This is a genomic window from Thiofilum flexile DSM 14609 (genome assembly GCF_000380185.1).
GTDB lineage: Bacteria > Pseudomonadota > Gammaproteobacteria > Thiotrichales > Thiotrichaceae > Thiofilum > Thiofilum flexile.
On sequence record NZ_KB904758.1, the window covers coordinates 59,485 to 73,306 of the forward strand.

The following is a 13,822-nucleotide window of genomic DNA, read 5'->3' on the forward strand; positions in this document are numbered from 1 at the left end:
TTAAAACTGCGCGGGAAACTCTACATACGAAACCTTACCAAATTGAGCGACAGCTAAACGTATCGTATGCGGTTTTGGGTTTAATAAAGTACGGGGAAATTCACCATACCAAACCGTCTCACCTCTTAATGGCTCAATAATAATATGCTGCTCTTTCTCCCCACCCACTAAGGACATCTCCATGCCTCGAATTCGGTCATTTGGAGTTAATTCAATGCGTATTAAATTCGGCTGAGTAGCTGGTGCGTATTTTAGACTCACGGTTAGAGCCTCATGCCCTACTTGGCAACTTGACTCCAAAATACAAGTCCCCATAGGTTGCATGGGAAGCATTTTTACTTCCACTTTAGGTGCTGGTTTATCCTTAGTAGCCCATAAATCAGCTAAACCAAATCCCGCAATCGCTAACACAGGTGCAACCATAATAGCGATGCGCATATGTAAGCTCAGACCAAAAAACCACCTTAACATAGATTGTCACCCTATCTTTAAATAAAGAAAAGGCTCCTTAAGGAGCCTTTTCACAAGACTAATTATGGTATTAATTAGTGTGCAATAGCTGAGCTTGCACCCCGTGGGATACGTACACTTTCTACCAACTCTTGAATATGAGCTGGTGGTGGAGCCGTAACACGAGATACTAAAATAGCTACCGCGAAGTTAGCAATCGCACCGACTGTACCAAAGGCCTCAGGAGAGATACCAAAGAGCCAGTTAGCCGGAATATTCGCTGCCATCTCAGTGCCTTGAACAAAGAACCAGCCTTTGAACCAGAAGATATACACTAATGTTACACCGATACCCGTTAGCATACCCAGAATAGCACCGATACCATTGATGCGTTTAGAGAAAATACCCATCATCAATACCGGGAAGATAGAGGATGCGGCTAGGCCAAACGCCAAAGCGACAACCTCCGCAGCAAATCCTGGTGGATGAAGCCCCATATAACCTGCTAGTAAGATAGCAATGGTGATTGCAATACGAGACGCCATTAGCTCGGTTTTATCAGAGATATTAGGTGTGAAGATACCTTTCATTAGGTCATGAGATACTGCAGAAGCAATCGCTAATAATAAGCCCGCCGCTGTTGATAACGCCGCAGCGATACCACCTGCAGCCACTAAAGCAATAACCCAGTTAGGTAATTTAGCAATTTCAGGGTTAGCCAAAACCATAATGTCATTATCGACTTTGGTCATCTCATTACCCTTCCAACCAAAGCCACCGAACTTAGTAGCCGCATGCGCAGCGGTAGCTTTATCTAAAGCCGCTTGTGCTTTGTCTACATTGGCTTGTGCTGCAGTTTTATCTTTAGCATCGGCTAAGGCTTTATTAGCTGCTGCAAAATCACTTTGCGCTTTACCTAAACCACCATCATTATAGTATTGGATTCTACCGTCGCCGTTTTTATCTTCAAATTTAATTAAATCGGTAGGTTCCCAGTTTTTCATCCACTGCGGACGCCCCTCAATACTCAGATTGCCATCGGGTGAACCAACAGGCCCTGTTTGCACAGTCTGCATTAAATTCAAACGCGCCATTGCACCTACTGCAGGAGCAGTTGTGTAAAGTAAAGCGATGAAGATTAATGCCCAACCAGCAGAAGAACGTGCATCCGCAACTTTCGGTACAGTGAAGAAACGGATAATAACGTGGGGTAGACCGGCAGTACCAATCATTAATGTCATGGTTAATAAGAAGATATTAATCGTCGTATCATGTTGATCTGTATAAGACTTAAAGCCTAGATCTGTTACCACTTGATCTAGCTTATCCAACAGATACATATTGCTACCATCGGTTAACTGAGCACCTAAGCCTATTTGTGGAATAGGATTACCAGTGAGGTTGAAGGAGATAAAGGCTACTGGGATAGTATAAGCTAAGATCAATACCACGTATTGAGCGATTTGAGTATAGGTAATACCCTTCATACCACCAAAGGCAGAGTAGAAGAATACAATGATCATACCTACTACTAAACCTACTTCCATCGATACGCCTAAGAAACGTGAGAAGGTAACACCGACCCCTTTCATTTGACCGATTACATAAGTCAGAGAAATGATGATTAAGCAGATAACCGCCACAATACGGGCAATTTTAGAGTGATAACGATCCCCTACGAACTCAGGAACCGTGAATTTACCGAATTTACGTAAATAAGGTGCGAGTAACATGGCCATCAAAACATAGCCGCCTGTCCAACCCATGAGGTAAACAGAAGCGTCATAACCTTTGAAAGCAATAATACCTGCCATAGAGATAAAGGAAGCAGCCGACATCCAGTCCGCAGCCGTTGCCATGCCGTTAGCGATAGGGTGTACACCACCACCTGCTACGTAGAAGTCGCTAGTAGAGCCTGCTTGAGCTCGGTAAGCGATATAAAAATATAAAGCAAAACTTAAGCCAACAAGAGCATAAGTCCAAATTTGCAGATTAGTCATTCACTACCCCTATTACTCTTCATGCACGTCAAATTTACGGTCAATTTGTCCCATGCGCCAAGCATAGAAGAAAACGAGAATGACGAAGACGTAAATAGAACCTTGTTGGGCGAACCAAAAGCCTAGTTTATAACCGCCTAATTTGATGCTGTTCATTGGCTCAACTAGTAAAATGCCAAACCCAAACGAAACAACAAACCAGATAACTAAACATATCGTCAGCAAACGCACGTTTGCAGCCCAGTATGCCGATGCATTATCAGAATTCATCGATAGGACTCCTCCATTAAAAACCTCAAACAGTTAACGTCACATGCACATCACTTAAATAGGCGTTTTACACCTACTTAAGTGATGTGCGTCTAAAAATTGACCATACTTTACCCTACATTTCTCATGTATTATGAAAAAGATACGGTTGAATCAATCAACTAGCTAATGTGGTGTGTGTATTATGATAACTATTAATTTGACTTATCACAAAATCTGACCTCAAGGCCAGTATCTTGCGCTTGCCCTATGAGGCAATTTTAATTTTATGGGTGCTGTGTCGGCTATCCTAATAGATACAGGGTAGGTAGGCAAGCGTTTAGAATTTTAAATCTAAGCTTAGTGCTGAATTCTGAACCAGACATGAAGCGCATACGGTCTATTATTCACTTAAAAAATTTAGTAATTTAGTAGAAAATTAATTATAACATCTTAATTAACCTACCGCTTAGCGGCCTTCCTTACTATTTGCACAATATAGCCTCCACACTTGCTACACTTTATGGAACAACAAAACACAACAGCAGCGGCAGTGATACAAACTGTCCGTTTTTAACGATTCCGACTTGAGTCCCTAATCCGGTTGAACTGTAATTTAAATATTTTAAAACCTACGCGAAGTCCGACTTAGGAGAATACTACGTGAATATCAAAACTTTATTAGTAGCCGGTCTAACTACTTTTGCATTAACCAGCTTCCCTAGTGCATGGGCTGGAAGCGACAATGTTTCTTGGAGTATCACTATTGGTAGTGGTGGTGGAGGTCATGGAGGCCATTACCGTCCTTATCATCGCCCACGCCCGGTCTACCATCGTCCACGTCCCGTCGTCGTTGTACAACATCGCCCACGTCCGGTCTACCATCGTCCGCGTCCTGTGTATGTTCAACCACGTCCTGTGTATGTTCAACCCCGCCCGGTCTACATCCAACCACGTCCGGTTTACCGTCCACGTCCCGTTGTAGTCGTACACCAGCGCCCTGTTTACCGTCCACGTCCCGTTGTGGTTATTCAATCACGCCCTAATTATCACCACTACCGTCGCCCGGTTGTAGTCGTGAATAAAGGGGGTTATGGTCATCGTGGTGGATATCGCTATCAAGGTGGTTGCTATCAAAAATCTCGCTGCAACTATTAAACCATAGGCCTGTGGGATGATACGTTAAAATATCATCCCACAATTATTTCTTGTTCTTTCCCTAATCCCGTTGCATAGCCATGCTTAATAATTTAGCGGTTAAATCTACAATAGGAATGACTCGCTCATAAGGCATACGTTTCGGGCCTATCACCCCTAATACCCCAATATGCTCATCTTCTAATGAGTAGGGAGCCGTTACTAAACTGCAATCATCAAACACCTCAAGCCCTGCTTCGCGCCCAATAAAAATTTGCACGCCATCAGCTTGAATACTTTTATCTAATAACGACAATAGCTCGCGCTTTTTAGTAAAGGCTCCAAATAAATCCCGCAGCTTACTCACATCCGACAAATCATCATAAGACATTAAATTAGTTTCACCGGCGATCACACAGTCCTCTCTGGACTCTGTTTCGGCTTGGTCAAACGCTTTTTCACCTAATTCAATGGCGGAGAGCATTAAGGCATTCATGGCCTCACGATCTTGATTCATGGCCTGTAATAATACTTCACGGGCTTGATGCAGTGTTTTACCTGTTAAATACTCATTTAAAAAGCTAGCCGCTTGATGTAATTCTGTTGTCGTAAAAGGCTGATCCACTTGGATAATACGGTTTTGTACCTCATTACGTTCTAAAACGAGGACGACTAATACTTGATGAGTGGAGAGGCGTACAAACTCAATTTGCTTAATCAGCGCAGGCTGACGCCTAGGTAGCGTTACCACGCCGGTTAATGAGGTAATCATGGACAACATACTAGAGGCCGATTGTACCAACGAATGAGCATCTAGCTGGGTACTAAGGCGTCCTTGTAATTGTTGAATATAAAACGCCTCTAAGGGTTTGACTTGGACTAGGGTATCGACAAAAAAACGATAGCCATGAGAGGTAGGAACACGCCCGGCGGAGGTATGAGGTGAATGGATATACCCCATTTCCTCTAAATCTGCCATGACATTACGAATCGTCGCAGAGCTTAAATCTAAGCCACTACGTTTAGCTAAAGTACGTGAACCTACTGGCTGACCGTCTTGAATATACTCCTCGATCAATACCTTTAAAATACGTTGTGCGCGTTCATTTAAAGGCGGCATTGCTATTGAAGATTGCATTGGCTTCATAACCTATTCGACTTCATTCAGTTCTTTACCTAACATATTAACTATTCTATCCCCATCAAGCAGCTATCTGCTTAATCTATTGGTTTTTCTCCTAATCTTTGCCCTATTTTATAGCTCTTTCCGGCTTAAGTGGGTATAACAAGAGAATGTTAAACTGCTGGATTGCTCATGGACTGCCAACCGCATTGCGGAGCTTGTTGTATTGCTCAATCAATCTCTAGTCCCATCCCTCTCATGCCAAACGGTAAACCTGCTGGGGTTAGTTGTGTACACTTATTAGCCGATCAACGTTGTGCTCTCTTCGGACACGCTGAACGCCCTAAAGTATGCGCTGATTTTAAACCAGAACCGGCTATGTGCGGCCATGGACGCATTCACGCACTGCACTATCTGACAGAGCTTGAATATTTAACCCAGCCTACAAATAAAGCTCTCTAGCCTGCACTTAATACCACGAAAGCCACCGCATAATGACGCTCATCACTGACCGCTAACTGATAGTGTTGTATGCCTAAGGCTTGCGCCGTTTGCAGTGTTACCCCATGTAAAGTGAGATAGGGCTTGCCTGCTGAGGTATAGCACGTTTCAATCTCTTGTAGGCGTGCCTGTTCCCCTATTCCGGTGCCCAAGGCTTTTGCGACCGCCTCTTTCGTGGCAAAACGTTTAGCCAACCAAGGAGCCGGATTCACTAAGGTTTTAAAGCGCTCTAATTCATTCAGGTGCAATAAGCGCTCCACAAAACGCTGGGATGACCCCACCAAAATCCGTTCAATACGGGCAATCTCAACAATGTCGGTGCCGATACCTATAATCATGTACAACTCGGAAACATATTTAGATTCCACGCTTCAGCTTTTTGCTTTAACGCTTGAAACATTGTAGTTTGGCAGAGATCATTTTTACTAAAGGCTAATCTTAATAACTTAGCAAGCTCCTCAGAACTAACACCTTTCTTGGGCTTACAAATCTCTCGAAACGCAAGGCAAATTAAATTCAGCGTATCGTGCCCCTGACAAATCTCTTGGTCAGGATAAAATAAAAGCTCATCATATTTCTGATCGATATAACTACGATCAATACTCGTCTTATCACAAAAGTCTTTTTTTAATCTTTTGCAATCAAAAGCAAGGTTCTTGCCTCCCACATATTTATTAGGCATTAAAGCATTAAAACTAAATACTTCTCTATCCTTATCATACATAGGGCTATGATCACTATATATATGATAATGCAAATAACGAAGCACCCCAAATATTCTAGAATATTCTAATATAAAACTTAATGGCGATTTTCCAAACTTTCTCTCAAACTTTTCTTGACAGTTTTCTTCATCAAAATACTCTAACTGTACTTGTGCCAAAGCACTACTATGTAGTAATAAAATTTCAAGATCATGCATATCGGTGAGAACAATACGATCTGAATAAGTTACTCTATTAATGCGATCAAAGTCAGCATCCACTACTCCGAGTACCCTTTGATCTTTTTGGCTATCTAAAATATTGGAAGCTTCAATTATATTATTTTTCCCATCAGCCTTAAGTATGTATTCTTTTTTAACTACTTTAGTCCAAAGTCTGACATCACTGTCACCCTCTACTAAAAGAAAGCCACCGTCAAAAACGTTTCCTAACAGAATAGCTTCGTTAACTATCTCACGAACATTATAAACTAAGTGTTGCGCTTTACTAAGATCTGACATAGCTAGGCAACTTCCTGCTGTATATTGGATTTAAAAGCTACCATCAGGTTAGAGTGATCATTAATAATACTAGGTGAATGAGTGGCTAAAACAATATCAAATGAATTTAACTTTATAATACCTAAAAAATCATCTACTAGCTCGCGCTGCCAACTAATATGCAAAGAAAGCTCTGGCTCATCAATTAAGACTAAAGTATTAGGCTCCACCTTTAGTAGCAACTCATATATTAAAACAAATAAATGCTGCTCTCCTGATGATAAAGAGTCCCATGTTAATTCTACATCATTAGAGTTTCGTATGACTAGTCCATTTTTATGTTCTAAGAAAACTTTTTTATTTTTTAATTTATGATTTAATATTGCTATCAATTTTTCAATCTTAGTGGCTAGTGGCTCTAATATATCTAATTTCGCTTTAGTATCTTTAGCATATAATGTCATGGTTGTATATTGCTCAGGCTTAAGATTAGCCAGCTCAAACTCATTATCACTAAATTGATCACTTGCCTCTAATAACCCAATTGATTGATAGCGTTTACGTTGCCAATCAATTTGTGAGAACATTTTCATTAGCGTATTTTTTTGAAAGTTTTCCTCTAATACTGTGGTTTTAATTAGACGAATTGGAAAACTCTGATCTAGCGACTGAGAATACTCACTATAGCTGACTTTAGCTTTATCAATTTTTTCTGACAAATGATTAACTAGTTGTTTTATTCGATGAACTTTATCACTTGTATCACACAAACGCTTTACATCAATAAAATAGGTGGGATAAGGTAGATTAGGAATATCCTTACTTTCTAACATTTTCCCTCTGAAAGCAGCTTGCTGACCATCATTAAAAATGACAAATACCTCTTTAAATAACCCAGGATTAGCACTATTTCTACTTAGAAATACGTTGATCGCTTGTAAAAAAACCGTTTTTCCGACCCCATTCGGTCCATGAATAATCGTTACACGCTCATCCTTGAGCTTGACAGTATGATCATATAAACCAAACAGCCCTTTCACACCAATCTCTACCACACGAACTGGCTCTTGAATATCAGTTTCATTGACTACTTGATTCATATATCACTCTCCTAATTCATTGCCTAGCTCGTGCTGACTGCATCAAAGCCAACATCTCAACCGTCGCTTGGCGAATCCCCACGAAAATCGCGCGGGCGACCATCGCGTGTCCAATATTGAGTTCACGCATCTCTGGAATTTGGGCAATCGCTACCGTATTTTGATAATCCAAGCCATGCCCTGCATTCACTCGAATCCCTAAACTATCTGCTAGCTCCGCCGCTTTTTGAATACGTTCTAACTCCCGTAATTGCGCATCACCTTTAGCATTCGCATAGGTTCCGGTATGTAGCTCAATCACTGGCGCACCAATATCTGGCACACGACGAATATGTTCTAAATCCGGCTCAATAAACAGTGATACCCGCATACCCCCAGCGAGTAAACGCTGAGTGCAATCTTGAATACGGGCAAAATGATGAATCACATCTAGCCCACCCTCAGTCGTCACCTCTTCGCGCTTTTCGGGGACTAGGCAAATATCCTGCGGGACGACATCACACGCAATTCGCACCATTTCCTCGGTCGCCGCAATTTCTAAATTAATGCGTTTCGTACACAGCCGTTTAATATCATAGACATCTTTGTCTTGAATATGGCGACGATCTTCGCGCAAATGAATAGTGATCGCCTGAGCACCCGCCTCTTCAACTAAACGCATGGCCTCCATGAGATCGGGATACGGGGTGCCACGGGCTTGGCGTAAGGTGGCGATATGGTCAATATTGACCCCTAGTTCAAGTGGATGAATCATTGCAGTAATTGCCTTGCATAAAGTGTTTTACCATTGAGGTGATAATACATCATTTGATCGAGGACTTGGCGTAACTCGTGACGTTGTTCAGGGGTTAAAGTATCCGGCTGGCGTAACGCACAGAGCAATTGACCAGAAATAGCCACACCCTTGTCCTTCAGCACCGTCGACAGCGGTACAATGCCATGCTGAGGGTAAAAGCGGTAGCCCTGCTCTGGGTCTAAGGCCGCACCTGTTAAGTCATCCGTGGCTAAATTTAAGACTTGATTATGCTGCTCTAAAAACGCCAGTTCAAATTGATTTAATAGCGAACTATTCGGCTGTTGATTTAAAGCGATTAATAACGCCTGATACCACTGAAATAATTCGGCTTGCTCTTGCCCTAGTTCCAAACCACGCAATAATATTTCGGTTGCATAGGTGCCTTGTATCAGAGCCGCCGCTTTCAAAGGAAAGCGCTGCACCTCATCCACATCAAATAGAGTAAATACCTCACCACACCCGCGCCAGCGTACTTCTAATAAGCGCAAAGGCTCAAAGATAGCCCGCAACCGATCCGCTTGCGCCTTGGAATATTTAGCAATACAAGTTATTTTGCCATGCGATTCGGTGAATAAATCCAATAATAAACTCTGATCCCGAAACGGTTTACGGCGTAATACAAAAGCTAGGGATTGATGATCTTGGGACACTATACTGGCCTCTTCAGAAATTACGCCAAGGCTACAACGCTCTCAGGGCTAAGTAACCAGCTAGGGGTATTGTTTTGGAGAAGTCTTGTCGGCATGGATGCCGACTTGAAGCGTACAAGGATGTATTCACAGCGTCTTCGGAAAAATAATACCCCTCGCTGGTTACGATATTGTCTAGCGACTAATACCCAACTGCTGTAAATGCTTAGGACTATTTTCCCAATTCTCTTCTACACGCACCCAGAGCTTCAGCATTACTTTGCGCTCTAAAAAGCTTTCAATCGAAATACGGGCTGAACTACCAATCCGCTTTAAGGATTCGCCTTTATGACCAATAATAATCCCTTTTTGGCTCTCACGGCTGACCCAAATAGCGGCATCAATTTCAATCACTTTACCCTTGTCTTCAAAACGCTCCACCTCTACAGCAGTAGAATACGGCAACTCTTGATGCAAATAGGTCATCAACTGCTCACGCACTAACTCACCACAAATAAAGCGGGTGGACTGATCGGTAATATCATCATCCTCATACGCCCACTCACCTTCTGGCATCAACTCCAATAAGGTACGCTGTAATTGTGCGGTATTAATTTCCTTAGTCGCCGAAAGCGGAAATACCTCTTTAAACTCGCGCTGAGCACTGACCGTTTGCAGCCATGCTAGGAGCATTTCCTTATCGGATACTTTATCTACTTTATTAGCGATTAAAAACACCGGACAAGTCACATGCGCTAAGCGTTGTAGGACTAACTCATCCTCCTCCGTCCAACGCATCGCCTCAACCAACATTAATACCGCATCAGCCTCTTCGAGTGCTGCTACAGCTTCTAGATTAATGGTTTTATTCAGTAAGCTCTTACTGGTTTTATGAATACCGGGCGTATCCACAAACACAATTTGAGTATCACCTTCAGTCAAAATCCCACGAATATTATGGCGGGTAGTTTGCGGTTTATTGGCAATGGCGGATACTTTCGCCCCAATCAAATGATTCATGAGTGTGGACTTGCCAACATTAGGGCGTCCTGCGATGGCTATTACACCAAATTGCTTCATAAGGTTCTCACTATTTCAAAGGCTTGCCCTGCGGCATCCTGCTCGGCTTTGCGCCGACTATTCGCTTGTCCTTCGGTACGGATTTTTAGGGCGGGAATCACACACTCAGCGCGAAAAGACTGCTTATGCGCCTCACCCGTCACATCCAATAAATTATATTGGGGTAAATCCATACTACGAGATTGCAAGTATTCTTGCAGTCGACTTTTGGGGTCTTTTAAATCGTCTTCAGTCGGTAATTCTTTTAGACGCTGCTGATAAATAGTCAGCACAAAATTTTGTGCCTCCGTTAAACTACGCTCTAAATAAATACAACCAATCAAAGCTTCTAACGCATCGGCTAAAATCGACTTACGCCTAAAGCCCCCGCTTTTTAATTCACCAGGGCCTAAACGCAAAAAATCACCTAAGCGAATTTCACCGGCTAGCTGTGCCAAAGCATTTTCATTGACTAAGGAGGCACGTAGCCTGCTTAAGTATCCCTCACTCGCACGGGGGATACGTTTATAAAGCTCCGTGGTGATAATAAGCCCCAGCACACTATCACCAAGAAACTCCAAGCGTTCGTTATTTTTACCATCCGCACTGCGATGAGTAATGGCGCGTTTAAAACTATCACCCGCCATTAACTCACTGTCTATTAATTTATCCAATCGTTCCACACGACACTCTCTATCCTAGATGTGGGAAGTGGGATTTTATTCAATCCCACCTGCGCGCGATAAGGAAGGCCAAGTGCTGCCAATATTCCAATGCAACCAGATAAATACTGCCTTACCTACTAAATTTTCTTCCGGTACAAAGCCCCAATAACGACTATCATTACTATGATCGCGATTATCTCCCATCATAAAATAATGCCCCGGTGGCACCATAATATCTTGGATAGGGCTAGATACATTCGGGTCAATCAAAATATCATGCAGTTTACCATTTAACGTTTCACTTAAACGTAAGGCTTGATCATCGCCCTGATCGCCTCCAGCAATCGGTATATAGTCTCCCTTAGAAACTCGCTCCACAGGGATACCATTCACACTTAGCACCTTATCATTAATCGTAATCCGATCACCGGGTACACCAATCACACGCTTGATAAAATCAATACTAGGATCTTGTGGGAAGCGAAATACCGCTACATCCCCTACTTTCGGTTCACCTGTCTCAATAATCTTGTTATGCAGTAACGGTAAGCGTACTCCATAAGCAAACTTATTCACTAAAATAAAGTCGCCGATTTCTAAGGTAGGTAGCATAGACCCGGACGGAATCCGAAAGGGTTCCATAATAAACGAGCGTAAGACTAATACCACAAATAATACCGGAAAGAAGGATTTAGCATAATCCACTATCACAGGATCTACTTTACCCGCAGGCTGATTACGTGTTTTTAACCAATACCCTAACCAAATCAAGCCCGATACTACGGTCAAAGTGACTAGAATTAATTCTAAATCCAGCAAACTTCTCATATTCGTTTTATTTCCTATTATTAACTACTTATCGCCCACTTTAAGTACTGCCAAAAAAGCTTCCTGCGGAATTTCAACACTACCGACTTGTTTCATACGTTTCTTACCCGCTTTTTGTTTTTCGAGTAACTTACGCTTCCGGCTCACGTCGCCACCATAACATTTAGCCAATACGTTTTTACGTAAAGCTTTGACGGTAGTACGTGCAATAATATTCGTACCAATGGCCGCTTGAATGGCGACCTCAAACATTTGGCGTGGAATAATCTCTTTCATGCGCTCGGTTAAATCACGCCCCCGCTGTTGGGCAAACGATTTATGTACCATTAGCGACAAGGCATCCACTCTATCCCCATTGATTAAAATATCAACTTTAACCATCGGTGCTTCTTCAAAGCGGTCTAATTGATAATCAAAGGAGGCATAGCCACGGCTGACAGATTTGAGGCGATCAAAGAAATCTAATACCACTTCATTTAAGGGTAAATCATAATTCAGTGTGACTTGATTACCCAAAAACTGCATTTGTTTTTGTACGCCGCGCTTTTCCACACACAGATTCATAACATTACCCACATATTCTTGTGGTACTAGAATCGTGCCGCGAATAATCGGCTCACGAATTTCTTTAATACTCGTCACACTAGGTAACTGAGCAGGATTGTGAATCTCAACCACTTCATCAGCCGTGGTCAAAACTTGATAGATAACGGTAGGAGCAGTAGTGATCAGATCTAAATCATACTCACGCTCTAAGCGCTCTTGTACGATTTCCATATGCAGCATGCCTAAAAAGCCACAACGGAAACCAAAACCTAAGGCTTGTGAAGTCTCTGGCTCATAATATAAGGCCGAATCATTCAAATTAAGCTTTTGTAGCGCTTCGCGTAGATCCTCATAATCATCCGACTCAACCGGGAAAATACCGGCGAATACGCGCGGCTGGATTTCTTTAAAGCCGGGTAAAGGTTTATCAGCAGGCTTTTGGACATCCGTAAAGGTATCACCCACCTTAGCGCCATCTAACTCTTTAATCCCGGCAATGAGGAAACCTACCTCGCCCGCACGCAGTACATCTCTATCGGTCATTTTAGGGGTAAAAATCCCCACTCGCTCTACTTGGAATTCGCGACCGGTCGCCATGGCTTTGATTTTTTGCTTTTTGCGAATCTCGCCATCCTTAACTCGAATGAGTGATACCACACCCACATAGTTATCAAACCATGAGTCCACAATCAGTGCTTTAAGCGGGGCGGAAGGATCACCTTTAGGCGGAGGAATCCGCTCAACAATTTGCTCTAAGACCTCCTCAATCCCAATCCCTGTCTTCGCACTACAAACCACCGCATCCTGAGCATCTAGGCCGATGATTTCCTCAATCTCTACCTTGACGCGATCAGGATCTGCCGCAGGCAGGTCAATCTTATTGAGTACCGGAACCACTTCGAGATCAAGATCAATCGCGGTGTAGCAATTCGCTACACTCTGCGCTTCAACCCCTTGAGAGGCGTCTACGACTAGTAAAGCCCCCTCACACGCCGCTAAAGAGCGTGATACCTCATAGGAAAAATCCACATGACCGGGGGTATCGATGAAATTCAGCTCGTAGGTTTCCCCTGTTTTTTTGCTGGTATAGTTTAAGGAAACACTTTGCGCCTTAATGGTAATACCGCGCTCCCGCTCTAAGTCCATAGAGTCGAGCACCTGCTCAGACATTTCCCTATCAGTTAGACCACCACACACTTGAATAAAACGATCAGACAAGGTGGATTTACCGTGGTCAATATGGGCAATAATGGAAAAGTTACGGATATTTTGATTCGCTTCACTCATGCTGCAATGCTAGCCTCAATGCCTGCTCATCAAAAAAGTGATAACACAACACTTCGCCCTCGTACTCCACCACGGGAATATCCACATGATAGCGCTGGCGCAGCATAGGTTCGGCTTGATCAATGTCAGACAGTTTAATGTCAAAATTCAGTTCACCTTGCAAATTCTGCAAAGCCGCTATCATATCATCACATAAATGACAGCCGAGGCGATAATACACGGTTACGAGGTTTTTTGCTTGAATCAAT

At 42.8% G+C, this 13,822-nt stretch carries 16 protein-coding genes; 2 read left to right on the top strand and 14 right to left on the bottom strand.

All coding sequences use genetic code 11. The annotated features are described in order from the left end of the window. The 3 genes from A3IK_RS0106790 to A3IK_RS0106800 all read right to left on the bottom strand — a co-directional run bounded on the left by A3IK_RS0106790 (nt 1) and on the right by A3IK_RS0106800 (nt 2,720). A complete protein-coding gene (locus A3IK_RS0106790; RefSeq protein ID WP_020559224.1) occupies nt 1-471 on the bottom strand; it encodes a hypothetical protein in 471 nt (156 codons plus the stop codon). A 74-nt stretch (nt 472-545) separates the two neighbouring features. Further along, complete coding sequence (locus A3IK_RS0106795; protein WP_020559225.1) at nt 546-2,450, bottom strand: sodium:solute symporter family protein; 1,905 nt, start codon at nt 2,448-2,450, stop codon at nt 546-548. A gap of 12 nt (nt 2,451-2,462) precedes the next feature. Further along, nucleotides 2,463-2,720 (bottom strand): DUF4212 domain-containing protein, encoded by a 258-nt coding sequence (locus A3IK_RS0106800; protein WP_020559226.1) that lies wholly within the window; start codon nt 2,718-2,720, stop codon nt 2,463-2,465. A 642-nt stretch (nt 2,721-3,362) separates the two neighbouring features. On the opposite strand from A3IK_RS0106800, the gene A3IK_RS20755 reads away from it, so the two are divergent. Beyond that, a complete protein-coding gene (locus tag A3IK_RS20755) occupies nt 3,363-3,857 on the top strand; it encodes a hypothetical protein (RefSeq protein WP_020559227.1) in 495 nt (164 codons plus the stop codon). Nucleotides 3,858-3,918: 61 nt separating this feature from the next. Here A3IK_RS20755 and hrcA read toward each other — a convergent pair whose 3' ends face one another. Continuing rightward, nucleotides 3,919-4,974 carry a heat-inducible transcriptional repressor HrcA gene (gene hrcA / locus A3IK_RS0106810; protein ID WP_026220853.1) on the bottom strand — a complete coding sequence of 352 codons (1,056 nt, stop codon included), beginning with the start codon at nt 4,972-4,974 and terminating at the stop codon, nt 3,919-3,921. Nucleotides 4,975-5,151: 177 nt separating this feature from the next. Between hrcA and A3IK_RS20760 the strand changes: the two genes are divergently transcribed. Beyond that, complete coding sequence (locus A3IK_RS20760; RefSeq protein WP_083915685.1) at nt 5,152-5,421, top strand: YkgJ family cysteine cluster protein; 270 nt, start codon at nt 5,152-5,154, stop codon at nt 5,419-5,421. Here A3IK_RS20760 and acpS read toward each other — a convergent pair. The 10 genes from acpS to A3IK_RS0106860 all read right to left on the bottom strand — a co-directional run bounded on the left by acpS (nt 5,418) and on the right by A3IK_RS0106860 (nt 13,821). Continuing rightward, complete coding sequence (acpS, locus tag A3IK_RS0106815) at nt 5,418-5,798, bottom strand: holo-ACP synthase (protein WP_020559229.1); 381 nt, start codon at nt 5,796-5,798, stop codon at nt 5,418-5,420. The genes A3IK_RS20760 and acpS overlap by 4 nt on opposite strands. Further along, a complete protein-coding gene (locus tag A3IK_RS20250) occupies nt 5,795-6,685 on the bottom strand; it encodes a DUF4435 domain-containing protein (protein WP_020559230.1) in 891 nt (296 codons plus the stop codon). Before A3IK_RS20250 ends, acpS begins: the two co-directional genes overlap by 4 nt. A gap of 2 nt (nt 6,686-6,687) precedes the next feature. Further along, complete coding sequence (locus A3IK_RS0106825) at nt 6,688-7,764, bottom strand: AAA family ATPase (RefSeq protein ID WP_020559231.1); 1,077 nt, start codon at nt 7,762-7,764, stop codon at nt 6,688-6,690. A gap of 16 nt (nt 7,765-7,780) precedes the next feature. Next, a complete protein-coding gene (locus tag A3IK_RS0106830; RefSeq protein ID WP_020559232.1) occupies nt 7,781-8,518 on the bottom strand; it encodes a pyridoxine 5'-phosphate synthase in 738 nt (245 codons plus the stop codon). Further along, a complete protein-coding gene (gene recO / locus A3IK_RS20255) occupies nt 8,515-9,210 on the bottom strand; it encodes a DNA repair protein RecO (RefSeq protein ID WP_020559233.1) in 696 nt (231 codons plus the stop codon). Before recO ends, A3IK_RS0106830 begins: the two co-directional genes overlap by 4 nt. A gap of 174 nt (nt 9,211-9,384) precedes the next feature. Then, nucleotides 9,385-10,269 (bottom strand): GTPase Era, encoded by an 885-nt coding sequence (gene era / locus A3IK_RS0106840; protein WP_020559234.1) that lies wholly within the window; start codon nt 10,267-10,269, stop codon nt 9,385-9,387. After that, the gene (gene rnc, locus A3IK_RS0106845) at nt 10,266-10,931 is read right to left on the bottom strand and encodes a ribonuclease III (protein WP_020559235.1); all 666 of its coding nucleotides are present in this window, start codon (nt 10,929-10,931) and stop codon (nt 10,266-10,268) included. The genes era and rnc overlap by 4 nt, the downstream gene beginning before the upstream one ends. 36 nt (nt 10,932-10,967) lie before the next feature. Further along, nucleotides 10,968-11,741, bottom strand: coding sequence for a signal peptidase I (gene lepB / locus A3IK_RS0106850; RefSeq protein WP_020559236.1), 774 nt, complete (start codon nt 11,739-11,741; stop codon nt 10,968-10,970). 24 nt (nt 11,742-11,765) lie between these two features. After that, on the bottom strand, nt 11,766-13,574 hold the full coding sequence (lepA, locus tag A3IK_RS0106855) for a translation elongation factor 4 (protein WP_020559237.1): 1,809 nt from the start codon (nt 13,572-13,574) through the stop codon (nt 11,766-11,768). Further along, complete coding sequence (locus tag A3IK_RS0106860) at nt 13,567-13,821, bottom strand: glutaredoxin family protein (RefSeq protein ID WP_026220854.1); 255 nt, start codon at nt 13,819-13,821, stop codon at nt 13,567-13,569. Before A3IK_RS0106860 ends, lepA begins: the two co-directional genes overlap by 8 nt. Nucleotide 13,822 lies beyond the last annotated feature (1 nt).